The following is a 24,914-nucleotide window of genomic DNA, read 5'->3' as shown; positions in this document are numbered from 1 at the left end:
TCGGTGAATCAATTCCTCATTACATCGACTAGCGTCTTACCAGCAGTCGGCCAGAACTGTCGATATATTCGATGCTATGCTCTTTCATACCGCAACGCACTTTAAAAAGAATTGGGACTCCCAAAATCTGTTGATGCACAGATTCTATGGTACAAGGAGGTGCAAAATCTGCTGTCGAAACGCCACTACTAAAAGTCACCAACATCATATCGTCTTTGGACAATTTAGCTAAGAAATTTTGTACTCGCAATGTTGCAGTTTCGCGCAAAGCGGCGTAGCGGCGCCCATACCATACACAGAAGCAAGTCAACAAGACGAGAACTAGCAAAGTCAACCAAATTCTTCTTTGTTGTAGATTCATGCGATGATTGGGGTGAATATCCTACAATCAGCGTCCAGCCACATCGCGATGCTCGCTACACGCAATTTTTCGCAGGCACAGCGTATTATTGTGCGCCCATGCCCGTAGCACGTGCCACCTGCAAAATAATTTGGCTCTCTAATGTGGCTGGCCCAATCACCGATACAATTGCAGGCCATGCTGGCTACACTGCAGTCGAGTTGTTCTGAACTGCACGTCGTTCCAGGGTCAGCTTTCATCGCACAAGCCCAATCGTCACAGCCTCTGTTATTGTTTACAGTGGCGTAAACATGATCTGGGTATATATCTGAGTCACATGATTTGTTCGGATTTGCCGTTTGAATACAAAATAGTGCATGGGTAGCAATTATGTTTCCTCCGAAACCGTGCCGTACACACGTGGTGATTTTACATTTGCCATGTTGCTTTGCACTTGGCGCTGTCCCGCTGGGATCCACCGCATTGGTGACTCTGCCTTCGACGTATTGGTACGGCTTCTGCCCTGGCCAAAGCGGGTCTACGGCTCCCCAGTTGCCAGAGAGGGCCGAAAGCCATCTCATGCGGACATAGGAGGCGAAGAAGGCGAGCCCGGTGGCGTAGTAGCCCACGGCCCCGGCGAAGGTGAACGGTGTAACCGAACTGCCCACGTGCGAGGAAAGCTGGCCGTACGGCGTGTACTCGTAGCTGTCTGTCACGCCCGAGGCATCGAGCAGGAACATAGTGTTGCCCACATCGTCGTGCACATACGTGCGAACCTGACCGTTCCGGTCTTCTTGGACGATCTGGCCGCCGAAGTTCGAGTATAAAACGCTCGCCATCTCAACAGTCCTCCTTCAAGTTGTCCGCACCGTAAGTGTACGTGTTTCAGAACAAGAAAACAAAACTACTAACAAATCCTTAACCTACTTTAGCCGAGCCACTGTCGCCCCGTAGCCGCCTTCCGAATCCTCGGCATCCCCAAACCCCACCACTTGCGAATGGCGACGCAGCAGGTCGCGGGTGAGCTTGCGCAGGATGCCATCCCCTTTGCCGTGGACGATCCTGATTTCATCGATCCCGGCCACCAAAGCGTCGTCCAAAAACTTGTCGAGGGCTTCTTGGGCTTCTTCCGCCCTCATTTGCCGCAGGTGGATTTCTCGCCGCAGGGTTTGGGCCTTTTCCAGTCGCATCCGGCCGATGGCCCGGGAGGGGCCCTTGGCTTTGACCGGCGCGGGCACCGGTTTTTCCAGCGGCACGATCTGCTTCAAGTCCACATCCATTTTCAGGGCCCCGGCAAGCACTTTGACTTTCCCTCCTTTGGGGTCTTCAAGCAGGATCCCGGTGAGGTTCAGGTTTTTGACTTTGACTTTGACCCCTTTGGCCAGGGCGATCCCCCGGTCTTCGTGCTTCTCCTCCGGACGGACTTCCCGGCTGAGTTCCCCCGCCGCGGAGTTAAGTTCCCGGAGCCGTTGGCGGGCGCGATCGATCCCGGCTTGGCTGCCGTCCCGTTTGACTTCTTCAAACACGCTTTCGGCCTCGATCCGGATTTGGCGGAGCAACTCGTCCAGCTCCTGGCTGGCCCTTTCGCCGACCCGCCGCCGGGCCGCCTCGGCCTGTTCGATTTTCCGTTCGGCCTCCTCCTCCACCCGCTTGAGTCGCGCGGTGAGCTTGTCGGCCTCGCTCTGGGCTTTTTGTGCCCGCCTTTGGGCCTGCTCAAGTTGCTCGATCATTTTGCTGAGGTTGCGCTCTTGGTCGCTAAACCCGGTTTCCGCCGCCGCGATCACCTCTTTGGGGATGCCATACCGCTCGGCGATCTTGAAGGCGTGGCTGCTCCCCGGGGTCCCCGCCAGGAACCGGTAGGTCGGGGCTAGGGATTTGAGGTCGAACTCCATGCTCGCATTGACGAGTTTCGGGTGATCGCTGGCAAACATTTTGAGTTCGCCATAGTGCGTGCTGGCCATGACCACTGCCTGCTTGTCCAAAAACGCATCCAAAAGGGCCATGGCCAAGGCGGCCCCTTCATCGGGGTCGGTGCCGGCACCGACTTCGTCCATCAGCACCAGGGCACCCGGCCGCACCTGGGCCAAAGCACGGGAGATGTTTTTGATGTGTCCACTGAATGTGGACAGGCTCTGCTCCAAGGATTGCTCATCGCCGATATCGGCCCATATCTGGGTGACCGGCCCGATTTGGGCAACCTGGGCGGGGAGCATCATGCCGCTCTGGGCCATGGCGGCAAACAATCCGACGGTCTTGATGGCTATCGTCTTGCCGCCGGTGTTCGGCCCAGTGATGAGGATGCTCGGTTCGCCCAAACCCAACTTAAGGCTGAGCGGAACGGCAGAGGCCGCATCCAACAACGGGTGTCGGCCTTGGACGATCCGCACCCCGCAGCCCTCGACGATCTCGGCCAAGCACCCTTTCTGGCCGGTTCCAAGCCGTACCATCCCGAACAGAAGGTCGAATCGCGACGCCTCGGCCAGGGCGATTCCAAATTCTTGGGAACGCAATCCAACTTCGCCGGAAATCTCTTTAAGAATCCGTTGGATCTCGGCTTTTTCTGCCGCCTCCGCGGCCCGGAGTTGGTTCCCAAGCTCAACAACCGGCTCCGGCTCCAAATAGACGGTTCCGCCGCTCCCGCTGGTGTCGTGGACGATCCCTTTGATCTTGCCTTTGTGTTCGGCCTTGAGCGGGATGACGTAGCGGCCGTTCCGCTGTGTGTAAACCGTGTCGGACAAATAGTCGCGGCTTGGGCCGGAGACGTAGGATTGGATTTTTTCCAGGATCCGCTTGTTTGCCTTGGCCTTGTTGCCCCGGGCGGTCGCCAAGGTGGGGCTGGCCTCGTCCAAAACTTCGCCATCTAGGTCAAAACAGCGCTCCAGTTTGGCCCCCAACGATCCGAGGTCGGGCATGAACTCGGCATTGCCCCGCAGATGCGGGATTTCCCCACCGAACCCGAGGATGGCTTTGCGGGCTCGGTCGGCCACCCGCATGCTCTGGCCGATCTTGGCCAGGGTTGCCCCATCCAATATGGCCCCCTTTGCGGCGAGCGAAGCCATTTCGCCGATATCGTGGAGCCCGGACATGTCGGGGAATCCCGTGTCGTAAAACCTCAAGGCATCGGCAGTGAGGCTTTGGCGAGATACGACCTCGCCGCGTTCGTGGCTGGGGAGTAGCCCCAAGGCAAGGGCGGCACCGAGCGGCGATTCGCACTCGGCCGCAAGTTGCCCGCGGACTCTCTCCCATTCCAGCACCAAAAGCGCGTGGGTCATGCCCTATTGTGGCCCTTCCCCAACTTTCGGCCATGACTGGCTGGTTCCGCCAATCTGGGCAAGCGATCGCCAGGCCCGCAAAACTGTGCACGGGCACCATCCGTCACAATCTCAAGCATGACCGCCGCCTTAGCCCTGCTGTTTGCCGCGCAGACCGCCACATTGGCCCCGACTGACGACGTTTGGGTCTACCACTTTGCCCCGGATCAAACCAGCGATCCATTTCTGAGGTGTTGGGGTGCCGAAGGGCTTTCCTCCGCCGATCCAAACATCGGCGACGCCGGGTCATGGTCGGCGATGAAGTTTGATGTTTCCAAGCTGCCGTCCGGCAAATTGCTCGGGACGACGTTGACCCTCTACTTTGTGCCCAACCCCAACATTGACCCGGAAATCGGGAAGAAGTATCCCCTTGAAGTCAGGAGCACCTCCGCTGAGTTTGAGGAAGAGAATTTCAGCTTCGAAGGGGCCGAGAAAATCCGACCCAAGGCCGATAAGGCGTTTTTGCTCGCAACAAAGCCCATCGAGTTCTATGCCAATGCCACCGAGCCGGTCAAAGTCGAAATCGACCTCGGTGGTTCAGAGGGCAAATTCATGGCGGCCCTGCAACAAGCCCGCAAATCGCCCAAGCACGAACTCGGCCTTGCTTTCACGACTGCTCTCACGCCCGACGAGGCCGGGGAAAGCATGATCTACAAGTTCTACAGCCGCAACAGTGAAAAAGCGACCCAACCAGTTCTGACCCTGAAATTTGAGTAGCCTGATCCGGTTGGGTTCGGATCAACCGAGGTCGAATTCCGACCCCCCCAAATCTTCTGGAACTGGGGATTGGGTTCGACCCGTCAAACGGTTGGTGAACCGGCCCAGCCGGTCGGAGAATTCGTCAAAGATCAAATAGGAGCAAGGGATAACCAAAAGGGTGAGGAACGTTGAAAGCAGCGTCCCCCCAATGATCGTGATCCCAATGGTCTCCCGGAACTCGGATCCGCGCCCAATGGCCAAAGCTACCGGCAGCATCCCTGCCACCAAAGCGATCGTCGTCATCATGATCGGCCGGATACGGGTTCCGCCTGATTCCACCAAGGCTTCAAACCGATCCACTCCCCTTGAGCGCAACGTATTGGCATAGTCCACCAAAAGGATGGCGTTTTTGCCGACGAGCCCGACCAGGGCGATGATCCCGATAAACCCGACGATGTTCAATGCCTTATCCGTGATGACCAGGGCCAGCAACGCCCCCACCATCGCTTGCGGCTGAGCGAGCTGGATGATGAACGGGTAGAGGATGTTGTTGAACAGGGACGCCAAGATCATATAGACCAAGACGAGCCCGAGCCCGAGGGCACCGAACAGGTAAACGGTTTCCCGTTGTTGGGCGTCGGCCTGGCCCAAGGCGCGCACGGAAACGCCGTCTGGGAGCAGTTTTTCTTTGGCGATCCAGGTATCGATCTGGGCTTGGACGGATCCCGCCGCATATCCGGGGAGCAATTCGGCATTGACCTGGATGACCTCTTCCCGGTCGCGCCGTTCGACTTTGTCGACGCTCTTGCCTTCGGTGATGTTGGCGACTTCGCTGAGGAAGATCGGGTTGCCCTGCTTGAAGGTCACGGGAATGGATCCCAGGAGTTCAGGGTTGTTCCGGTCTTGTAAGTCAAGCATGACGCGGATGTCGTACTCCTGCCCGTTCACCCGGAACTTGGCGGTGTTGTCTCCTTCGTAAAGGGTGCGGATGGCCCCGCCGAGCTGCTGGACAGAAACGTTGGCCGCAGCCATCCTGGCCCGGTCGGGCACCGCCCTGAGCTCGGGCTTACCCGGCTTGCTGGAGGTTTCTGGCGAGATGACCCCGGGGATCGCCCCACCCGCCAAGCCGTCACGGATCTTTTGCGCGGTTTGCTGGAGCAGAACCCGGTCGTTAGATTTGAGCGCCAGCTGGATGGCCGCACCAAACCCAAACCCACCCGCCGCCGTCACATTGACCTTGGCCCCCGGGATCCGACCGACTTGGGGGATGAGGTCGGCAACAACGTCTTGGGCGGTCACCGAAATGGGGCGTTGTTTGCCCTCGTGCTTGACCCAAGGCATCATTTTGTCCAGCAGCGCCTCTTTCTCCCTCAGCGTCGCCGTGATCTGCGCATATTGCGTGCCGCTGACCCCGGCGGCGAATCCTGAGGATTGTCGGCCAAGTTGGCTGACCGTGAACTCAACCTGAGGGTGGGCCATAACGATTTTTTCGATCTCGGCAACCTTTTCCTGGGTGCGCTCCAGCGAAGACCCGGCCGGGAGTTCGACGTTGATCTGCACTTGGCCGCCATCGCTCTCCGGTGCGAATTGGAACTTGAAGACCGATTCCTTCTTCCAGGCTCCGAACACCTGGCCGATCAACGGGGCGGCAACGAAGAGGGCGACAAAACCGGCGATCCCGAGCAATATCGAGAATTTCGGTTTCTTGGTTGCAACCCAGTTCCCGGCGAAGATCAACAAACCAAGCACCGACACCATGGTGATGATGCGCGTACTACTTTGGAAGGCCGCTGCCGGCGTGGGGGCAAACCCACCGCCAATGAAATTGAACGTCGCGATCAGTACGGCGAACCCACCGCCAAAGAAGTACCACTTGTGGTTGAGGCTGAACCGGAGAACCCGCCGGTAAGACTCCGCAAACCGCTCGAACGAATGCTCAAACCAAGCGGCAAACCGGCCGTTCGGTTCTTCCCAGTTCTCGCCTTGCCGGTACCAGCGGGCGGCCAGCATCGGCGTAACGGTGAACGAGACGAACAGCGAGAACATGACCGCGATCGCATAGCCAATGCCGAGAGGGCGGAAGAACTGCCCGACGATCCCGCCCATGAAGCCGATGGGCAAGAAAACAACGACGTCGGCCATGGTGATTGCGATGGCCGCCAAGCCGATTTCGGCGCGGCCGTTGATCGCCGCCTCGACGGGGCTCTCTCCCATCTTGAGGTGGCGGTACACGTTTTCGATGACGACGATCGAGTCGTCGACCAAAACCCCGATCGCCAAACTCAAAGCCAGCATCGAGAGGTTGTTGATCGTGAATCCGAACACCCACAGCGCAATGAGGGTTGCAAACAAACACACCGGGATCGCGATGCTAACGATCAGGGTTCCCCGCAAATTATGCAAAAAGAGCCAGATGACCGCACCAACCAGAAAGATGCCGAAGAAGATGGCGATGTTCAGGTCGAGGAGGCTCTCTTCAATGGTTTTGGACGTGTCTTGGGTAATGGTGAAGCTGACGCCGTATTGCTTCCCAAGTTGGTCGAGCAGGCTGATTGGCTTTTTGTTTGCGTCCAGGTAGAGGTCGTTGGGCCGGGCGATGGCCTTGCTGATTTCGACCGCGTTGCCTTGCTGCGACTTTTGGATGATGAGGACGACCGAATCTTTGCCGTCGACCCGGCTCGTTTGTCGACGCTCGATATTGCTGTCGGTGACGGTTGCGATGTCGCCTAAACGGACAGTTTTGTTGTTCCCGGGATCTTGCTGGTCGCTGATCGTCAGGTACATGTCGGCGAGCTCTTCCACCGAATTGAACTCACCAAGGACGCGGACGGAATACTCCTCTTGGCCGCTGAGGATGCGCCCCGCCGGAATGTTGAGGGCGGCCCCGGCCACGGCCGCTTGGACATCGGCCACGCCGACCCCATAGCGGAGGAGGGCATCGCGCTTTAATTGCACTTGAAGTTCCCGTTCCTCACCTCCAAGCACCGTGATTGCCGCAACCCCTTTTGTCCGGGCGAGTCGGTCTTTCAGCGTGTTATCGGCAAGGTCGCGGAGCTGGCGGTTGCTGAGCGAGTCGCTCTTGAGAGCCAAGGTGAGGACTGGGTCGCTGCCCGTGTCAAGCTTGTCGACAACGGGGCGCTCGGCATCCCGGGGCAATTCCCCCAAAACCGAGTCCACCTTGGTCCGAACGTCGTTGAGCGCGACGTTCATATCGGACCCGATCTCGAAGTTAACAACGACCACCGAAACCCCTTCTTGGCTGGAGGAGGTCACTTCCCTGACGTTGGCGATTCCGGTGACCGCATCCTCGATTTTCTTGGAGATGAGCGAGTTCGTTTCGTCCGGTCCCGCCCCCGGGTAAACCGTGGAAATGGTGACCACGCCAAAGTTGACATCCGGGTTGAGCTCGACCCGCATGCTGTTGTAAGCGATCCATCCCATCATGACCGCGGCCAGCATCAACATGAAAATGAAGATCGGCCGCGTGATTGCGGTCTTGGTCAAGCCCATCCGTTATCTGCCTTCTTGTTTGTCGCTTGCCGGTTCCTTGACGGGACTGCTTTCGTTAATAACGACATTGGCCCCGTTAAAAATGGTGCCGAGCCCGACCGAGACAACCCTGTCTCCCGTGTTGAGGCCGGTCACGACCGCCGACCCCTTGTCGATCTTCACCAGTTCAATTTGGGTTTTGTGGGCGACGAGCGCCGACTTCCCATCCTTGACTTCATCTTTGACCAGATAGACACTCGTGGATTCGCCGTCCCGGACAAGCACCGTGGAAGGCAAGACGGCGACGTCTTTGATCATGCCGAGCTGCAGGCTTCCCCGGACGAACATCCCGGGTTTAACGCGTCCGGCGGATTCTTCGATGGAAACCCTAACCGTGAAGAGCCGGCCCAGATTGCTGGCCAGCGGGCTGACCGAAACGACCTTCCCGCTGAGCGCGATATCCCCCAGCGCGTCGATGGCCGCCGCGACGGGCATCCCCGGTTGGATCTGCGCGATGTCGCGCTCGGGAACCTCGGCTTCAAAGAATATGCCGTTTGTTCCGATCAACCTTGCAATCGGCACCCCGGGCGAAACCAGCGTCCCGGCCAAGAGCGGCTTCCCACTGACTTTTCCGGACATCGGAGCGCGGATGGTGAGGTCTTCGATGGCGATCTGCGCTAGCCGAACGGAATCGCGGGCGGCATCGAGTTGGGCGCGGGCCGCATCAACCCGGTCTTGGGAGGCAGGATCCAGCTTTTGGTTGGCTTTGTCTAGCCGTAGTTGTTCCTGGGCCTGGCGGAGGGCTTCCTTGGCTTGGGTGATGTCTTCCGGCCTTGTCGCCTCCAAAATCAAGTTGTACTGTTCAACGGCATTGGTGTAGGCGGCCTGGGCATTGTCGAACCGGTTCTGGTCTGCTTCCAGCTGGGCGGTCGAGATCGCCCCCTCTTTCTCCAGCCGTTTGGACCGCTCCAAGGTTTTTCGGGCCAATTCCAAGTCGCTTTTGGCCCGGTCGACGTTAGATTTGGCTTGCGCCTTTTCTTCTGACCTGGCTCCGGCGATCGCTTTGTCCAAAGCAGCTTGGGCAGACCGCACCCTTGCCTCGCTGGCGCGGACGGCGGCAGAGCTCCGTTCGGGGGCCACCTGGGCGTCACGCTGGGCTTGCCGGAGGGATGCGGAAGCCGCCGATTGGTTGGCCAGGGCTTGGCTGAGCCGGGCTTGAGCTTCGCGACCTTCCTGGACGGCAACAACCTGCCCAGCAGAGACTGTTGAGCCTTCCCGAACATAGACCGCGGCAAGCCTCCCGGGAGCCTTGACGGAAATCTGGACGTCGTCGTCGGTCACCACCTGGCCCGTGAGTTCGAGGGTGCGGGCAACGGTCGTCTCCGCAACCGTCAAAACCTCGACCGGAACCGAAGGGTCGGTGACAATCTCTTCAACCTTCTTGGCCTGTTGCTGGCCTTGCCGGTCCACACATCCGCCAATGGCGAGGAAGGCAAGGAAAGCAAATCCGATCAAAAGGGATTTTTTCATTGACCCACCTCCCCGGCAGGTTGCGCGGCCGGGCTGGCCGGTGGCGGTGGCAGGTTCTTCAAGTCATCGGTTCCAACGGCCCTTTGCAGGGAAGCGTAAGCCGCCCGGAGCTGGAAAGCCGCCGTCGCTTGGGAGGCTTCGGCCGCCGTCAGGTCGGCCTGCGAGGTGATGACATCCAAAAGGATGCCGACTTCTTCGTCGTACCTCAGTTGGGCGAGCCGCAAGGCTTCTTCTGCCAAGTTGCGGTTTTCGACCGCGGTGGCATAAGCGGCAAGGGCCGTTTCAAATTGGGTCACGGCGATGCGGACTTCAAATGCCACGCCGAGCTGCGCCTGTTGGAGCAGGATTTTTGCCCGCTCTTCTTGCTCCCGAGCCCTTTGCGTATTGGCTCGGACGGCCCCCCCGGTGACGATGGGGACGGAAAGGGTCGCGCTCGCGGTGGTTTGGCTTTCCGGCTGGCCGAATCCGGGGTCGATCGTCTGCGTGTGCCCAGCCTGCAACGTGAGTGTTGGCAGGGCGGCCCGTTGTTCTGCCTCCCTGATCTTTGTGAGCGAAATCACGACCGCCTCGGCCTGGAGCAATTCTGGCCGGTTGGCCAGAGAACCGCGCACGTAGACAGAAATGTCCTCGAGCCCGCTCTCAAACTCGGTCGTGGCGACCGGGTCGTAGTCGGTGTCGACTGGCCGGGCCAGAAGATTGTTGAGATCCTGTTTCGCTACTTCGAACCCGCCCTTGGCCTGAACCAGGTCTTGTTCTGCCTTTTTGAGGTCGGCCTGCAATCGCAACACATCGAATTTGGGGATGGCCTTGTTGTCGAATCGGATCTGCGCCTTGTCCAACCTTTCTTTTGCTGCCGCTACTGCCGAAGTCCGGATCTGCACCAATTCCTTGGCTTGCAAAGCGGCAAAGAACTTGGACTTCACCTGGGCTCGCAGATCGTTGAGAGCGGTCTGCTTGGCGTATTCGCTAATTTTCACCCCGATTCCGGAGGCATCCGCGCGCAAGGTGTTGACTTTCGAGATGTCGATGATCTGCCTGACCGAAAGGCTGATTGAGTTGGACGTGTTCTGGCCGTTTTGGCCAAATCCGCCCGGCGTGTGGGCCTCCGACCAAAAGGAAGTTCCGCTCAATGTGGCGGTCGGACCAAGCGCGGCGTCGGCCACCATCTTGTTCGCCTTGGCTTCGGCAATGTCGCTTTGGGCCAGCCGGATCGCAAAGGCGTCTTGGCCGGCAATCGCGAGCGCTTCGTCAAGGGTCAGCTCGGGCTTTTGTTGCGCACCCGCCAAACTGACCGCGATTCCCAGATACAGACCGATCATCGTTCCTCACCTTCCTCCGGCGCGACAACCGGTACCGATTCCGATTCCAGCCGCGCCAATTTCACCTTGATGTCCTCAAGGAATTCGTTCATCACGCTAAAAGAGCAAACCACAAGCCCGGGGTGGACGGGGTCACGCATCACCAACAATTTGTCGCCAGGATGGATCCCCAATTCAGCCCTTGCTCCGGCCGGGATGACAATTTGGCCGCGTTCGCCAACCGTCACCGACCCATAAAAGCACTCGTCGAAGTTCGCCCCCATTGCTTGCGGAGTCTATATATCATATTTTTCACACAGTAGGCCCTCCCGTCGAAAATAATGTTATCGTAACCGTAGCAGCCTGAGCTCGGGGCCCACTACAATGGCAATACGATGTTTCCCACGGCAACCGTTGCACCAATTCCGCAAGATGGCGGGCCGGATCTTGTTCTGCCCATCCAGAACACCCGGGGGATCAACCAAGCCTACTTGCGTCCCACCCCCTCGGGGCCGTTGCTTGGGGATGGCGTCGCCCGCAGCGAATGGATCCTCTTGGTAGAGAACGAATTCAGATCCGCCTTTACAGCGCAAGAGGACGCAGAGTTCTGGCGGTTGGTGTTCACCCGCCGGTTCGGGGTGCCTGGCGGCGAGTGGGCGGTCACGCTACCCCTCATCAATAGCGGCGGGGGCGTGATGGATCCCTTCATCGCCTGGTGGCACCGGTCGGTGGCCCACCACACGGTTCCGGGCCAGGAATCGGCTCCACGAGGGAGGTTTTTCTACCGACTTGCAGATGGCACGCCAATCTCATCAGGCACCGGGATCGGGGACCTCAAGTTCGAATATTCCTTCCGCGTTCCGGGCCAACCCCGGCTCAGCCTCAAACTCCCGACCGGGAATCCCAGTTACCTCTTTGGCAGCGGGGGCGTTGACCTGGCCTTGAGTGCAGAAAACACATGGCGCTTTTGGCCAGCATATTCGTTCACCGCACATGCCGGGGTGGTTTATCAGTCTCCTAGCACCCTGTGGTCCCGGACAAGGCCATGGGCACCGGTTTACACCTTGGCTCTGGCCTATGAGCCGTGGGAACGCCAGTCATTCGTGCTGCAACTCTCGGCCGAAGGCTCCCCAATCGACAACCGGCAGCCGTATCTGGATCAAACCAACCGGATTATCACGCTCGCCTACTCAAAGGCGGTCAAGGAGGGCGTGTGGACGTTCTGGGTCAGCGAGGACGGCGATATCGGCCAGTTGAACCTCAATCAAAACGTCAATGTCGGGGCCGATTTCACAATTGGCATCCGGTTCACCCAAAAAAGATGAGGGCAACCGGCCGGTTGCCCTCATCACATGCCGCAACCGGAATTATTCGCCCGATTCTTCGTTGCGCGGTGCGCGATCTTCGCGGCCTTCCCGGCCCTCGCGCCCTTCCCGGCCCTCACCCATGGTCCGGCGGCGAGGCCCGGCGTCGACTGCGTCCCGCACGACGAACGGCAGGAGCGCCATTTCTCGGGCGCTTTTGATTGCGTTCGAGATCATGCGTTGTTGCTTGGCCGTGTTCCCGGTTTGCCTCGAAGGCAGGATCTTGCCGCGTTCGCTGACAAACCGTTGCAGGGTGGCGATGTCTTTATAGTCGACCGATTCGATCTTGTTCAGCGTCAGGTAGCTGACCTTGCGGCGCCGGCGGGGGCGCGCGCGGCCGTCACTCCGGCCTTCCGACATATCCACAGCCATCTTGTCTGCGGCGCCGTCAAAATTGTCCTGTTCGAATTCACTCATGGGATTGGTCTTTCTCCCCCACATGGCGGGGGGCGAACGCCTATTATGCCATAGCGGGCGGCAATTTCCGGTCGGGACCCGCCGGTTCAAATTGCCAGCCAGCAAGAATGCGCCGGCAAAATCCCCCGAATTGCGCTTCCCCCGCATTGGTGAGGGCATTGCGGCTGGCGATCTCCGGGAATACAAGAGATAACCCCTCCGCAGGGAGGGGCAGCCAGACAGCCCAACGACCAGGGAGACGCCCTCCTCTTCTGGTCAGAGCAACCCTCCAGCCCAAGGGCCGGCCTTCCCAGCCGGCCCCGAATTTTTTATGGCGCGACGCTCAGCCAGTCGTCCCAATCGGTGTCTTGGGAAAAGTGCAGCTGCTGGTAATCGGTCTTGTAGGCGGCAAAGGCTCCCGCGCTCGAAAAATCGATGGCGAGCCCATGGCTGTTGGGCGATTGTCCGTTGTGGTATTCGCTGACTATCGCCTGCGCGATGGCCGCCCGGACATTGGCACTAGCCGTCCGCACCGAAGACGGGAACGTCAGATCCGCTTCGATGCGCAGGCAGACGTCGACGATGTCGCGATAGACCCGGCTGGGGGTCGGTGAATAGCTCTGCGCGTTGTTCCGGATCGCCTGGATTTGCGCTGCGGTGGCGGGTTGAGCATTTTGGAGTTCTTGGGAGAGAGTTCCCAGGGCCGTTGCGACCGCCCCAAGCTTGCTCGATTCCAAAACGCTTTGCGTGATCTTCCGGAATTCATACAGCCCGCCGGGTTGGGATTGCTCCTGCATCCCCTGGACAAAGGCATCCGCCAGGGTCGCGGTCGGGGCGGTCGGGTTGGCGGCAAAATTGTCGAAGATCAGGTGGTAGGGATACCCTTCGCCCGGCGGGCTTTCTTCGCTCCCAACCACGTAATCGGCAAAGTTCCTGACTTCATAGGCGACTTCCATCATTTGCATCAGGCTTGCATCCCAGGCGATGATATCGAAGTGGTGTCCCGCCAGGGCCTGGTCGGTCTGCCAACTTTTGATCGACGTCCCATATTGGTCGTCGTAGCTGAACGCCCGGCCTTGGTCGTCGTCGCCCGAGCGCTTCCACCCGTTGCCGTGGTTCCAAAGGATAACGCAATAGCGGTCGGCCGGATAGTTGGCCACACCCCAATCAAGAAAGTCTTTGAGTGTTTGGGGGTTGCCCATATCCAAGGCATTACCAAAGGAGTCCGTCAGGTTGTTCTGAACGACCGTGCTCGCGATGGCGGAGGTGTTATCGGGCTTGACCAAATAGCGCCGAACCCCGTCAAAAGACGATCCGGCAAAGGCGCTCTTCGACTGCTTCCATTGCACCACGAACCGCACATCGGGATTGCCCGCCACCTGCTCCATTTGGTTCATGTTCAGGGTGCTGTAAGTGTAAAGGTCGTTGGCGGCGTTCAGGTAAACCAAAATGGTCCACTTGGTGCGCTGCGTGGTTGTTGGAGTCACATCGACCGATGCCGCCCCGCTGAGCGAGGTGCTGGCCGATTGGGCGACAACCGTCCCGTTCCCGACAGAGGCGGCGGTGAATTTGCCCGCCGCCGAAACAGTTCCGATGCCGCTACCCACGGACCAGGTGATATCCGAAACGGGCAAGAACACGGCGCTTTGGCCAGACCATCCGGTCGCCACAAATTGGGCAAGGGCTCCCTGGGGCATCGAAAAGGGCGTCGGGTTGACCCCGAGAGAGGTTGGGGCAACCCCATATTGGGTCTGGGCGGTTGCGGCGGTGGCACCCGGGCTTGCGGCGCAAAGGTCGACGATCTGGCTGGATTCGCCAAGGACAGTCCCCGACGCATTGGCAGCACTGTAAATGGTCGCTTTGAGAATCAAAGTGCCCGCCGTGACGTTGGTCATGCTGATCGAGCTGGTCAGCGCGCCAGACCGGTTGACCGAATCGGAACGGACAGTGAACCCGTCGCCATCGATGAGTCGGATGACTTGGCTTGCGCCGGCCGGCGCAGACCCCCAGACCGTGTTGTATTGGACACTGCCGAAAACGGTGGAGACCGGGCACTGCCCGGGGGCGCGCCCAAAGCTAGAGGTAGCCCCGCCCCCGCCACCGCCGCATCCCAAGATGATGCCAATGGCGATGAAGGCCAGGGCATAAGCTGCCGATCGGATCCAACTCTCGCGGTTCACTGACTTGCTGACGCTCCGCAGAGGGATTTCGTTCTGGACCTGCCTCAAGGCTTGGGGCCCCTCCGCCGAAGATTGGGAAAGGCGGCAATTGTGGAAAGGCTCATCGACACGATTTTAGTTTGGCGGATGCACCCCATCGATTCGCCGCAAGAAGCAGAACTCCGGGCCCGGATCGTCGAGAAAATCACCCAATTGGAATCCGCAGAACGGGAAGCCACGGTCCTCAAGCGGATCGGAACCGCCTTCCGGCTGCACCACAGCGTTGGACCATCGGTCATCCAGGCGGCGCATTCGATCCGCGGAGCGATGAACTTGGTCATGGTGAGGGTTTGGCTCCGCCAAAACAACAAACTGGTCCCGATCGCAACGGCCCAAGACCGCCCCGGCCGGCACAACATCCCAATTCACGGCCAGCTTGAAGCCGATTCGAACTTGGCGACCTGGGAGGTGTGGGAAGCGTGCTTCCGCGCGCTGATCCCTTTGCAAGTTGGCAACCACAAACTCGGGTATCTCGAACTGTTTGCTGGCCGCGAAATGGAATCCTTCCTTCTGGAACGGGAGCTGCACCTGACCATCGGCGAACAACTTGCGCTTGTGTTGGATTCCGCCCTCATGTTCGAGAGCACGGAATCCCAGGCGACGACCGACCCGCTCACAGGGCTCTGCAATCACCGGACGTTGCAAGAGTTTTTGGCCGACCAGTGTGCAGACATCAAGCTCCACCGGAACCGGGTCGGGGTGGTGATGGTGGACGTCGACCATTTTCGGCAGTTCAACGAAACTTATGGCCACGATGCCGGCGACGAGGTGCTGGTGAACGTGGCCAGGGCCCTCCACCGAGCCGTCGGGGAAAAGGGGATGGCCGCCCGCTACGGCGGCGAAGAGTTCACGCTGATCCTCCCGGATGCCGATGCGCAACTCACGGACATCGTTGCCCAGTCGGCGCTGGACCACATCCGGAAAGTGGTGTTCACCCCCCCAGGCGGAGAGCCGAAGGCGATCACCGCCTCGCTTGGGTATGCGAGCGGGCCGCGGGACGGCTCGACGCCAGAAAGGCTGCTCAAGGTGGCCGACATGGCGCTCTACGCCAGCAAGCACAATGGACGGAATCAGGTTTCTGGCCCGGAAAAAATCCCCGCTGAGCAGCTTCGCGCGGCGTAGGCAGGCGGCAAATGGCCCAAAAGGACCCGATCTCGTTGCCAAGACCCGACATCCCTTGCCTCACTGGCGGTGGGCCTGCCATAATTTCCCTCCGCGACTTCGTGTTTGGGGCGTTTTGGCCCTAAAGGATTCGGACCATGTACGCAATTGTCAAAACGGGTGGAAAGCAGTTCAAGGCTGCCAAAGATGAGACCATCGTCGTCGAAAAGCTGGAAGGCGAAGCGGGCGATACGGTCGAGCTGTCAGAAGTCGTGATGTTGTGCGACGGGGACAAAGTCACCGTGGGCAGCCCGTTCGTCAAGGGGGCAAAAGTCACCGCGACGATCGTCCGGCAAGGCAAAGCCAAGAAGATCGAGGCGTTCAACTACAAACCTAAAAAGAATGTCCGCAAACGCTGGGGCCACCGGCAACCGCAAACCACCCTGCGCATCACCGCAGTTAACGGAGGCAAATAACAGATGGCACATAAGAAAGGTCAAGGCTCGTCCAAGAACGGCCGCGATTCCAACTCCAACCGCTTGGGCGTCAAGCGCTTTGGCGGCGAAGTCGTCAAGCCGGGCATGATCATCGTCCGCCAGCGCGGCACCAAGTTCCACAAAGGCGCCAACGTCGGCATGGGCAACGACCACACCCTGTTCGCCCTCATCGACGGCCAAGTGAAATTCGAAGGCCCGAAAGACCGCCGCCGAGTCAGCGTCTACGCCGACCAGGCGTAACGTCTTTTGGTCATCTAAAAAATGCGGGGAGGCCATGGCCTCCCCGCATCTTTGTTTTAGAACCATATCCCACCGGGACGGGGTTAAACGATGCCGCTCCGCAAGAGGTCTTTGAGGACCAGCAGCCCGACAACTCTTCCACTGTCCACCACCGGCATCTCGCCGATCTTTTTGGGGTAGTTTTGGAACGCCTCCAACGCATCGATCGCTAGCATCCCTGGTTCGCAAGTTGGGCCGCCCGAACTCATCAAATCGCTCGCCGACCCCGTGCCGACCGGGTGCCCCGCCACCACCCACCGCCGCAGGTCGCCATCCGAAACGAACCCTAGCAATTCACCTTTGGCGCCAACCACACAAGCGCCGCCCGCCCCAGCCGAAGTGATCGCTCGCATCAGGTCGGCTATGGGCGTTTCCGGGGGCGTCAAGGCCAAATCTTCTCCCTGGCGCATCACATCTTGCACAGTGAGCAGCAACCGTTTGCCCAGTGCCCCCGCTGGGTGGAATTTGGCAAAGTCTTCACTTCCAAACCCGCGCTCTTCCATTGCCGCAACGGCCAAGGCATCGCTCATGGCCAGCATCAAAGTCGTCGATGTGGTGGGGGCCAGGTTGTTGGGGCAGGCTTCCCGCTCGACCGAAACATCCAATACCAAATCGGCAACCCGCGCCGCGGAGCTGTCCCGGCGGCCCGTCATCACCGCACTGCGGGCCCCGGTGGCCCGGAAACTGGGGAAAAGCCGGACCACTTCATCGGTTTCCCCGGAATAGGTGTAGGCCAAAACGACATCTTGGGCGGTCACCATCCCCAAGTCACCGTGGACGGCTTCGGCCGCATGCAAAAAGAACGATGGCGTCCCGGTGGAAGCGAAGGTTGCCGCCGCCTTGGCGGCGATGTGCCCGCTCTTCCCGATCCCGCAGGTCACCAACCGCCCCCGGCAACCCAAAATCCATTCGACCATCAGCGCAAATTCGGCTTCGACTGAGGCAGACTTGGCGAGCAGGGCCTCGGCCTCTTGCCGCAACACGCGGCTGATCGAACCGTTCACCGCGTGGCCCCCATCACGCGTTTGCCAAACAGCGAACCCAACCATTCCACCGCCGCGATGGTGGTGTTGGATCCGACGTCTTCCATCGGGTTCACCTCCACCAAATCCACACCGGCGATCCGGTAGGGCGACGATTCTTGGAACGCCAGTTCGTAAAGGAGTTCGGCGAGTAGGTGCCCTTCTCGGTATGTCAACCCGCCCCGGACTGCGGTTCCCGTGCCAGGTGCCAAAACAGGATCCAGGGCGTCCACGTCAAAACTGATCCAGAGGTTCGTTGCGCCGGTTTGCCGCAGCCACGCATCGACCTGCTGGAGCACGTGCGGCACGCCAAGATGGTCGATGTCTTGCATCGTCCATGCGGAATCCAGTCCAAAGCCGTTATAGTTCGCCACCTCGCCTTCATCGACATCCCGGAGCCCGAGCCAACCGATGTTTTGCGGCCTCAGGCCAGGTTCGGGCACGACGTCTTGCAGGATCCGTTGCCAAACCACGCTTGCTCGCTCGGTTGTCGCCCCCGAAAGGGGGATCCTCGTCAGGGCGGCAAGCGGCATTCCGTGCAAGTTGCCGCTTGGGCTCGTAGATGGCGTGTTGAGATCCATGTGCGCATCAATCCAAAGAACCGCCAGATCTGTTTGCCCCGTTGCGGCCAATGCCCCAGATACCGACCCCATGGAGAGGGAATGGTCGCCACCGAGTACAACCGGGATTGCCCCCCGATCCAAGCTCCCCTCGACGACCTCGCGCAACGCCAGGTAGCAATCCAGAGCCGCCTCCGTCCGGGCAGAGTACGATGTCGGCGCGTCGTAGCCCAGCGGAACAACATCTCCCATTGACCGCGTTGGGAATCCCAGCTGCGAAATCGTGCCCACGACGTTCTTGAGCCTGAGCGCGGCCGGGCCGAGCCGCGAACCCGGAATCCGCCCGCACAGGTCAAACGGGACGCCCCAAACTTCAACGGGCAAAGAAATCTGGCTCACCGCGCCATTCTACTTGGACTCACCCCCAATCCCCGGTGGCCCGTATACTGCCCGCCGATGCCGGAGAAGGTGGGAGTCCTCGCAATCCAGGGGAGCTATGCCAAGCACGCTGAATCCCTGGTGCGCGCCGGATGCGCCGCGGGCGACGTGTCGGAAATCCGCACGCCGCAAGAACTGGATCGGGTCGGGCGGCTGATCATCCCCGGCGGCGAAAGCACGACAGTTGGGCTGCTGATGCGGCATACGGGAATCGATGTGGCGGTCTGCCAGCGGGCGCAGGCGGGAATGCCGATCTGGGGGACTTGCATGGGCCTGATCATGCTAGCTGCACAAATCGAAGGCTCGGCGCAGTTCTCCCTAGGCCTACTAGACGTTTCAGTTCGACGCAACGCCTTTGGTTCGCAAGTCCACAGCTTTGAGGCGTCGATCCCATTTAAGGGTCTGGATGACCCGGTTGAAGGGGTGTTCATCCGGGCCCCGATCGTCACGCGCTGCGGGCCCGGAGTGGAGGTCATGTCGGAATTCGAGGGCCAAGTTGTCGCCGTGCGGCATGGGAGGCTATTGGGAACCAGTTTCCACCCCGAGTTGACGGAAGACACCCGGCTTCACCGCTATTTCTTGGACATCTAAAAAAAATTGGTGCCCGGCTCCGAGGGCGCAGAGACCGGGCTTTGGGGTTTTGGGGAGAGGAAAATCCTTTCTTGTTTTTCTTTGACTCCGGCCCTGGAATGGTGTTCCCATGGTCCCACAAATGGTGGGCTTGTTGCGCCGGCAATGACCCCAGTTGGGCTCTTCTCCCCTCATGGCCCAGGGGGGACAGCCGGGTTCAATCGGTACGTCAACCGTTCGGTGTCGCCAATCCACGTCCGGTCATCTGGCTCGCGCCCGGCAACCCCCCATTCCTCGGCCTCCCAGACCTTTTGCCATGGGAGCCCCGCGCCGAATTCTTTGTTGCCGACATAGAGAACCAGTTCTTCGCCGATCCCGGTCAAAAAGAATCGGCGCAAGGTTTCTGCGCCCCCTTCAACCAAGACCCCGTTGATCCCGCGTTCAAACAGAGTATCCAATATCCCTTCGACCGTTAGATCTTGGTCGCCAAACCGGTTGAGCCAAATGGTCTCGGCCGAACCGTCAAAGACCCGTTCTTTGCCGGTGAGCCTGCGCCAGGGGTCGAGTACGATGCGGATCGGCTGGTTCACGACCCCGGGGATCCGGGCGGTCAGCAAAGGGTCGTCTTGTTCAACCGTGCCCCTGCCGACGAGCACGCTCCCCCGCTCTGCCCTCAGCCGGTGGCCGTCCAACCGCGCCTCCTTGCTGCTGATCCATTTGCTTGTGCCATCGGGCCGTGCCAGGTAACCGTCCTTGGTGACCGCCGCCTTAAGCGTGACAAATGGGCGGCGATTTTCATGCGCAAACAGGAATTGGCGGTTAACGGCCCGCGCTTGTGGCGCGAGAATGCCGGTTTCGACCTCGATTCCGGCATGGCAAAGAAATTCTGCGCCGCCCTGGGCCGCCGGGTTGGGATCGGGGACGGCATAAACGACGCGCCGGATTCCGGCCCTGATCAAGGCTTGCGAGCAAGGTCCCGTGCGCCCGGTATGGTTGCAAGGCTCCAGCGTGACATAGGCCGTGGCACCCTCTGCCGAATGTGCTGATTGGATCGCGGCGACTTCGGCGTGGGGGCCTCCGGCATGGCCGTGCCAGCCTTCCCCAACCACCTCACCATTCCGGGCCAACACGCATCCCACCCGGGGGTTTGGGGCCGGAAAGCCTTGGTGCGCCAATTCGATGGCGCGGGCCATGAACTTCTCGTCAGCCGTTTGGGGCATCGGTCTCTTCCGGCCAATCCTTGGGATTAGCGGGCAGGTCTTCTGGGAAGCCTTCGGATGGTTCCCGTTTGTCTTTCATCGAAAAGTCGGGGGATTCATGGTCGCTCAAGCTCCCTTCCACAAACGACTTCATATTCCTCTCGGCTTCTTCCTTCAGGCTCTTGGTGGTCTGCCGCAAAACGACCATGGCACAGATGATTGCGCCGATGGCCACCGCAAAGATGACCATGATGTAGGTGCCAAAGAGGGCGGCAAAGACGGCCAATTCCCGCTTCGGGGCGTCAGCCTCCGGTTTGCGGGCAAGCACGAAAGGGATTCCCAAAAGCAGGGCGAATCCGAAGATCATGAGCCCGGTGGTGAACGATTTTAGGCGCATCCCTCCCTCAAGGATTTGATCCCATGGGCGATGGATTCGGCGCGCATCAGATAGCTGCCGGCGACGAAATCGGTGGCCCCGGCGCGCCAAAGCGATTGGATGGTGGCGTCATCCACCCCGCCATCGACCTGGATCCGGAGATGCGGGTTGGCGGCGCGGATGGCCCGAACCTTATCAAGGCACGGCACGATCAACGATTGACCGCCCCACCCGGGGTTGACCGTCATGACCAGAGCGAGATCAATTTCTGCTGCCAAAGAATCCAACGCCGAGGCCGGAGTTCCGGGATTAATGGCGACCCCGGCCAAGATGCCCCTTTCGCGCAAATTTTGGCAAAGGCGGTGGGCATGGGGGGCCGCTTCAACATGAAATATGATCCGCTTGCACCCCGCGGCAATGAACGCGTCGAAGTGCCGTTCGGGGGTGAGGGTCATCAGGTGGGCTTCAACGGGGGTACCGACATGGCGGGCGATGCTGGCGGCCAGGTCAGCGCCAAACGTGATGGGCGGAACGAACTGACCATCCATTACATCCAAGTGAATCCAATCGGCCCCGGCCGCTTCCATTTTCGAGACCGGGTTCAGGAAATCGGCAGGGTCGCAACTTAAAATCGAAGGGCAGATGTGGGCGGGCATCATCCGCCTTCTTCCTCCTTGTCCGGTTTTTGGTTCAGTTGCTTCACCAGTTCTCCGTCAAAAAAGATTCGGACGATCAGCTCGTCGCCGACCCAGCGCACGCGTTCATCGACTTCTTGGCCCGGCACCATCAAAGTTTCGATCAGCGTGCGGGTGCCGTTGTCGTCAGTGACGTCGATGCGGACGACCACATCTTTGCTTTCCAGATCGGCCGGAATCACCATATTGATGCGGTTCGTGTGATATTCGGAATTCCGGGTGGAACCAACCCGTTTGTCGCCGTTGCTGACTTTGAGCTTGATGCGGGTGTAGCGTTCGACTTTCTTCCGCGCTTCGGGGATTTGCGAGACGATTTTGCCCTCGTCGAGTTCTTTGTCCCTCACCTGCTCGATATCCGTATCATTGATTTGGAGGTTGATGGCAGCGGCCAGCTTTTTGGCTTCCTCGACCGTCCGCCCTCGGAAATCGGGCACCGCGACAAATTTGGAGCCCTTAGAAACAATCGCTTCCACGGTCTGCCATTCGCGGATGTCCTCATCGGGCCCCGGGACGGTTTTGATGATGGTGCCCTCGGCATGCGATTCGCTCACTTGCTCGGCGGCGACACGGAGCTTGAGTCCAAGCCCCTTGAGCTCGGTGCGGGCCGCTTCCACCTGCATATCGACCAGGTTGGGGACCGAAACCAATTTTGGTTTTTGGGAATTGAAGAAGACCCAGCCGCCGACAAAGACGAAAAACATGGCGGCGACGACATAAAAAATCCCGGCCAACCAGATTGGGACACCATCCGATGGCTCCCGCTCGCGTTTGGACTTGTTCTTCTCCTTCTTCGCCATGGCTCTTTCTTGTGGCTGCCCATCGACGGCATTGAGCTGTGGTGCCACTTCTTCAACCTCAGATTCGCTCACCGCCCCTTGGATCGGCCAGCTGATTTTGCGGCCAAACCGGAGCGCATCTTGCACCGCCCGGAGGTCGTTGAGCAAATCTTGGGCAGACCCGTAACGGCGCAGCGGATCTTTGTCCATGCACTTTTTGACGATCTCGTCTAAAGCGACCGGAACGGTTGCCGCCACGCTCCTAAGGGGCGGGTAGGGGTCGTTTGCGTGCTTGGCGGCGATGATGGCCGGCGAATCCCCATAGTAAGGCGTCCGGCCGACCAAGACTTGCCACATCAGCACTCCCAGGGCATAAATGTCGCTTTGCGGCGTAGGCATGTCGCCACGGGTGACTTCGGGGGCCAGGTAAGGGGCCATCTGACCGTGCACGGCCAGAGCCAGGCTATGATCTTGGGCATAAGCCCTCCACAATCCGGGGAGCAAAAGTTTTGCGCCGTCGTTGCTGGTGGATAGAACCGTCCGGGGCGAGATGTCGCCATGGACGATTTGGGCAGCATGGATGGCCTTGAGCCCTTCGCACAGTTCAATCGCGACCGAGACGGTGGCCGGCACGCTCAGGCTAGAAAGCCGGCGGAGCCGGGTTTCCAACACCGATCCGGGAGTGAACGAAGTGACGAGGTAAAAGCCGTTCGGTTCTTGAAATGCCGCCTCCAACCGCTCGACCCCCGGATGGTTGACCTGGCCTGATTTGAGGATGAGCGCATGGATTTGGCGGACAAATTCGGTGCCCCTGGGTTCTGACCCGGGGATGCAACGCACGAACCGCTCTTTGTCGGTTCCGGTTTCGACTCCTCTGTACAAGTCGAACACGGGGTCGGAGCCGTATTCCTCAACAAGTTCGTACCGCCCCCCAACGATTTGGCCGATCACTCTGGATCCTCCTCTTCCCCTCTTGTTGCTGGGATAAACCCAAGGATGACGACGGCGGCCAAGATCACGAGGCTCATCATGGGCACCGGCGATTCTTGGATCCGAGCGGCATAAGAATACGGGTCACCAGAAAAGTAGGCATTGACCGAAGCCAAGTACCCGCCGCACAGCAACAAACCTGAGATTGAGGCGACTGCCAATCGGGTCAATTCCATAAATCTGCCAAGGCCGCCCGGACTGCGCCGGGCTCGATTCCATGCACGAGTTTACACTCACCAGGTTTTTCCACCAGGCTGAAGCTCAACCCATCCCCGATGTTCTTTTTGTCCCCGGCCATCAGAGAGCATAGCCGCTCCAAGTCGACAGGGCCCGATGGTGCTGTGGGCAATCCATAGTTGGTCAACGATTGGGCCACTGCTGCCGGTTCCGGGGCCGGTAGGCCGACCTGCCGGGCAATGGCGCATTCGGCAACCATGCCGATGGCAATTGCCGGCCCGTGAAGCAACGTGGAATATCCGTCCAATGCCTCCAGCGCATGCCCCACGGTATGGCCGAAATTCAGGATGGCACGCAATCCGGATCTTTCGGAGAAATCAGCCGCGACGACATCGCGCTTGATGGCGATGCACCGCCGGATGACCAACTCTAGCTGGGGAGAATCAGGGCCGAGTGGGTCGCGCCCCAGATCATCGAGGAGCGCCGGATCCCAGATCCACCCGTATTTGATGACTTCGGCCATGCCGCTGGCGAACTGTTCGGCCGGCAAGGTTTGCAAAAACTGCGGATCCACATCCACCTCCACCGGGTTATGGAAGGCTCCCAGGAGGTTCTTGCCTTGCGGCAGGTCGATTCCCACTTTGCCCCCAACGGAACTATCCACCATGGCTAACAAAGTGGTTGGAACCTGGCGGAAGGCCACTCCCCGATGGACAGTTGCTGCCACCAGACCGGCCAAGTCGCCGACAACCCCACCTCCCACGGCGATGACGGTGCTGTTTCGCCGCAACCCTGAATCGAGCAGTTCGCCGACCAGTTTCAAGTAACTACTGGCTGACTTTGAAGCTTCTCCGGCAGAGACGATATGGCCCTTAGCCGGTGTCGCCAGGATCTTTGGATAATGCCTGGCCACGTTGGAATCGGTGATGATGGCATCGGCTTCGCGGACGGTCGGCAAGACCTGGTCAAGGGGCATGAACTTGACCGTGTAACCGGCGTTCGGTGGCGGCCCGGGGACTTCGATCATTGCGTAAGCCTCATTTGAATCACTTGGGCAACTTCTTCGATCGGGCCGTCGGTGATTTTGATCACGAGATCCGCTTGCTCGTAAAGCGGCCGGCGGCTCTCGTAAAGGTGTGCCAACTTGTCGATCCAATTCTCCGTTTGCAAAAGAGGGCGTTTGCGGTTCGACCGGTCCAACCGCTCGGCCAAAAGCTCGGTCGGCACGTCCAGAAAGACGGTGGTGCCGAGTCGTTTGAATTCGATCCAGTTTTCCGGCCGGACGACGATTCCCCCACCCGTGGCCAAGACCCTGGGCTCGGGCGCTAAGCCTCGCAAGATGGCGGTTTCATGGTGCCGAAAAGCTTCTTCGCCGTAGAGTTGGAAAAGATTGGGGATGGGCCGCCCGAGCCGGAATTCGAGGAGTTGGTCCGTATCTTGGAATGGGATACCCATGAGCTGGGCAAGGGCATTGCCAACGGTGCTTTTGCCGCTTCCCATCATTCCGATCAGGATGACTCCAGTCTGGTCCATGGCGTTAGAAAGAAAAAGGCAGCGGCGACCGCTTTGGCCACCGCTGCCGCCTGGC

General features: G+C 59.6%; 23 protein-coding genes. 6 read left to right on the top strand and 17 right to left on the bottom strand.

Annotated features, from left to right (window positions below; all coding sequences use genetic code 11):
• Window positions 1–357 precede the first annotated feature (357 nt).
• Window positions 358–1,179, bottom strand: a complete 822-nt coding sequence (locus JNM28_07845) for a hypothetical protein (protein MBL8068348.1) — start codon at window positions 1,177–1,179, stop codon at window positions 358–360.
• 84 nt (window positions 1,180–1,263) lie between these two features.
• The gene (locus tag JNM28_07840; protein ID MBL8068347.1) at window positions 1,264–3,612 is read right to left on the bottom strand and encodes an endonuclease MutS2; all 2,349 of its coding nucleotides are present in this window, start codon (window positions 3,610–3,612) and stop codon (window positions 1,264–1,266) included.
• Window positions 3,613–3,729: 117 nt separating this feature from the next.
• Here JNM28_07840 and JNM28_07835 point away from each other — a divergent pair, with 117 nt between their 5' ends.
• Window positions 3,730–4,368: a hypothetical protein gene (locus JNM28_07835; protein MBL8068346.1), complete on the top strand. Its 639-nt coding sequence runs from the start codon at window positions 3,730–3,732 to the stop codon at window positions 4,366–4,368.
• A gap of 21 nt (window positions 4,369–4,389) precedes the next feature.
• Here the strand turns inward: JNM28_07835 and JNM28_07830 are convergent, their stop codons facing one another.
• The 4 genes from JNM28_07830 to JNM28_07815 are packed head-to-tail and all read right to left on the bottom strand — an operon-like array spanning window position 4,390 to window position 10,951.
• A complete protein-coding gene (locus tag JNM28_07830) occupies window positions 4,390–7,854 on the bottom strand; it encodes an efflux RND transporter permease subunit (GenBank protein ID MBL8068345.1) in 3,465 nt (1,154 codons plus the stop codon).
• 9 nt (window positions 7,855–7,863) lie between these two features.
• On the bottom strand, window positions 7,864–9,369 hold the full coding sequence (locus JNM28_07825) for an efflux RND transporter periplasmic adaptor subunit (GenBank protein MBL8068344.1): 1,506 nt from the start codon (window positions 9,367–9,369) through the stop codon (window positions 7,864–7,866).
• On the bottom strand, window positions 9,366–10,688 hold the full coding sequence (locus JNM28_07820) for a TolC family protein (GenBank protein MBL8068343.1): 1,323 nt from the start codon (window positions 10,686–10,688) through the stop codon (window positions 9,366–9,368). The genes JNM28_07825 and JNM28_07820 overlap by 4 nt, the downstream gene beginning before the upstream one ends.
• The gene (locus JNM28_07815) at window positions 10,685–10,951 is read right to left on the bottom strand and encodes an AbrB/MazE/SpoVT family DNA-binding domain-containing protein (GenBank protein ID MBL8068342.1); all 267 of its coding nucleotides are present in this window, start codon (window positions 10,949–10,951) and stop codon (window positions 10,685–10,687) included. Before JNM28_07815 ends, JNM28_07820 begins: the two co-directional genes overlap by 4 nt.
• Window positions 10,952–11,062: 111 nt before the next feature.
• Between JNM28_07815 and JNM28_07810 the strand changes: the two genes are divergently transcribed.
• Window positions 11,063–11,992 (top strand): DUF3187 family protein, encoded by a 930-nt coding sequence (locus JNM28_07810; protein MBL8068341.1) that lies wholly within the window; start codon window positions 11,063–11,065, stop codon window positions 11,990–11,992.
• A 42-nt stretch (window positions 11,993–12,034) separates the two neighbouring features.
• Here JNM28_07810 and JNM28_07805 read toward each other — a convergent pair whose 3' ends face one another.
• Both JNM28_07805 and JNM28_07800 read right to left on the bottom strand, forming a co-directional pair.
• The gene (locus JNM28_07805; GenBank protein MBL8068340.1) at window positions 12,035–12,391 is read right to left on the bottom strand and encodes a 30S ribosomal protein S18; all 357 of its coding nucleotides are present in this window, start codon (window positions 12,389–12,391) and stop codon (window positions 12,035–12,037) included.
• A 365-nt stretch (window positions 12,392–12,756) separates the two neighbouring features.
• Entirely contained in the window at window positions 12,757–14,655 is a 1,899-nt protein-coding gene (locus tag JNM28_07800; GenBank protein MBL8068339.1) for a hypothetical protein, read from the bottom strand.
• Window positions 14,656–14,697: 42 nt separating this feature from the next.
• Between JNM28_07800 and JNM28_07795 the strand changes: the two genes are divergently transcribed.
• The 3 genes from JNM28_07795 (at window position 14,698) to rpmA (ending at window position 16,484) form a co-directional block, all read left to right on the top strand.
• Window positions 14,698–15,768: a GGDEF domain-containing protein gene (locus JNM28_07795; protein MBL8068338.1), complete on the top strand. Its 1,071-nt coding sequence runs from the start codon at window positions 14,698–14,700 to the stop codon at window positions 15,766–15,768.
• Window positions 15,769–15,905: 137 nt separating this feature from the next.
• On the top strand, window positions 15,906–16,223 hold the full coding sequence (gene rplU / locus JNM28_07790; GenBank protein MBL8068337.1) for a 50S ribosomal protein L21: 318 nt from the start codon (window positions 15,906–15,908) through the stop codon (window positions 16,221–16,223).
• 3 nt (window positions 16,224–16,226) lie between these two features.
• The gene (rpmA, locus tag JNM28_07785) at window positions 16,227–16,484 is read left to right on the top strand and encodes a 50S ribosomal protein L27 (GenBank protein MBL8068336.1); all 258 of its coding nucleotides are present in this window, start codon (window positions 16,227–16,229) and stop codon (window positions 16,482–16,484) included.
• An 83-nt stretch (window positions 16,485–16,567) separates the two neighbouring features.
• Here the strand turns inward: rpmA and JNM28_07780 are convergent, their stop codons facing one another.
• The gene (locus JNM28_07780) at window positions 16,568–17,572 is read right to left on the bottom strand and encodes a KpsF/GutQ family sugar-phosphate isomerase (protein ID MBL8068335.1); all 1,005 of its coding nucleotides are present in this window, start codon (window positions 17,570–17,572) and stop codon (window positions 16,568–16,570) included.
• Window positions 17,524–18,504 carry an arginase gene (locus JNM28_07775; protein ID MBL8068334.1) on the bottom strand — a complete coding sequence of 327 codons (981 nt, stop codon included), beginning with the start codon at window positions 18,502–18,504 and terminating at the stop codon, window positions 17,524–17,526. Before JNM28_07775 ends, JNM28_07780 begins: the two co-directional genes overlap by 49 nt.
• Window positions 18,505–18,561: 57 nt before the next feature.
• Between JNM28_07775 and pdxT the strand changes: the two genes are divergently transcribed.
• Window positions 18,562–19,134: a pyridoxal 5'-phosphate synthase glutaminase subunit PdxT gene (gene pdxT, locus JNM28_07770; protein ID MBL8068333.1), complete on the top strand. Its 573-nt coding sequence runs from the start codon at window positions 18,562–18,564 to the stop codon at window positions 19,132–19,134.
• A gap of 170 nt (window positions 19,135–19,304) precedes the next feature.
• On the opposite strand, the gene ribD is transcribed toward pdxT, so the two are convergent.
• From ribD to JNM28_07735, 7 genes are read right to left on the bottom strand one after another with little or no spacing between them, the layout of a single operon-like run.
• On the bottom strand, window positions 19,305–20,333 hold the full coding sequence (gene ribD, locus JNM28_07765; protein MBL8068332.1) for a bifunctional diaminohydroxyphosphoribosylaminopyrimidine deaminase/5-amino-6-(5-phosphoribosylamino)uracil reductase RibD: 1,029 nt from the start codon (window positions 20,331–20,333) through the stop codon (window positions 19,305–19,307).
• Window positions 20,317–20,709 carry a hypothetical protein gene (locus JNM28_07760; protein ID MBL8068331.1) on the bottom strand — a complete coding sequence of 131 codons (393 nt, stop codon included), beginning with the start codon at window positions 20,707–20,709 and terminating at the stop codon, window positions 20,317–20,319. The genes ribD and JNM28_07760 overlap by 17 nt, the downstream gene beginning before the upstream one ends.
• A complete protein-coding gene (gene rpe, locus JNM28_07755; protein ID MBL8068330.1) occupies window positions 20,700–21,344 on the bottom strand; it encodes a ribulose-phosphate 3-epimerase in 645 nt (214 codons plus the stop codon). The genes JNM28_07760 and rpe overlap by 10 nt, the downstream gene beginning before the upstream one ends.
• Window positions 21,344–23,110 (bottom strand): protein kinase, encoded by a 1,767-nt coding sequence (locus tag JNM28_07750; protein MBL8068329.1) that lies wholly within the window; start codon window positions 23,108–23,110, stop codon window positions 21,344–21,346. Before JNM28_07750 ends, rpe begins: the two co-directional genes overlap by 1 nt.
• Window positions 23,107–23,319 carry a hypothetical protein gene (locus JNM28_07745; GenBank protein ID MBL8068328.1) on the bottom strand — a complete coding sequence of 71 codons (213 nt, stop codon included), beginning with the start codon at window positions 23,317–23,319 and terminating at the stop codon, window positions 23,107–23,109. Before JNM28_07745 ends, JNM28_07750 begins: the two co-directional genes overlap by 4 nt.
• Entirely contained in the window at window positions 23,316–24,353 is a 1,038-nt protein-coding gene (aroB, locus tag JNM28_07740) for a 3-dehydroquinate synthase (GenBank protein ID MBL8068327.1), read from the bottom strand. Before aroB ends, JNM28_07745 begins: the two co-directional genes overlap by 4 nt.
• Window positions 24,350–24,859 (bottom strand): shikimate kinase, encoded by a 510-nt coding sequence (locus tag JNM28_07735; GenBank protein MBL8068326.1) that lies wholly within the window; start codon window positions 24,857–24,859, stop codon window positions 24,350–24,352. Before JNM28_07735 ends, aroB begins: the two co-directional genes overlap by 4 nt.
• Between the last annotated feature and the right edge of the window lie 55 nt (window positions 24,860–24,914).

The sequence above is a fragment of the Armatimonadota bacterium genome (assembly GCA_016789105.1).
Lineage (GTDB): Bacteria > Armatimonadota > Fimbriimonadia > Fimbriimonadales > Fimbriimonadaceae > UphvI-Ar2.
This window is presented reverse-complemented; position numbering and strand designations above follow the sequence as displayed.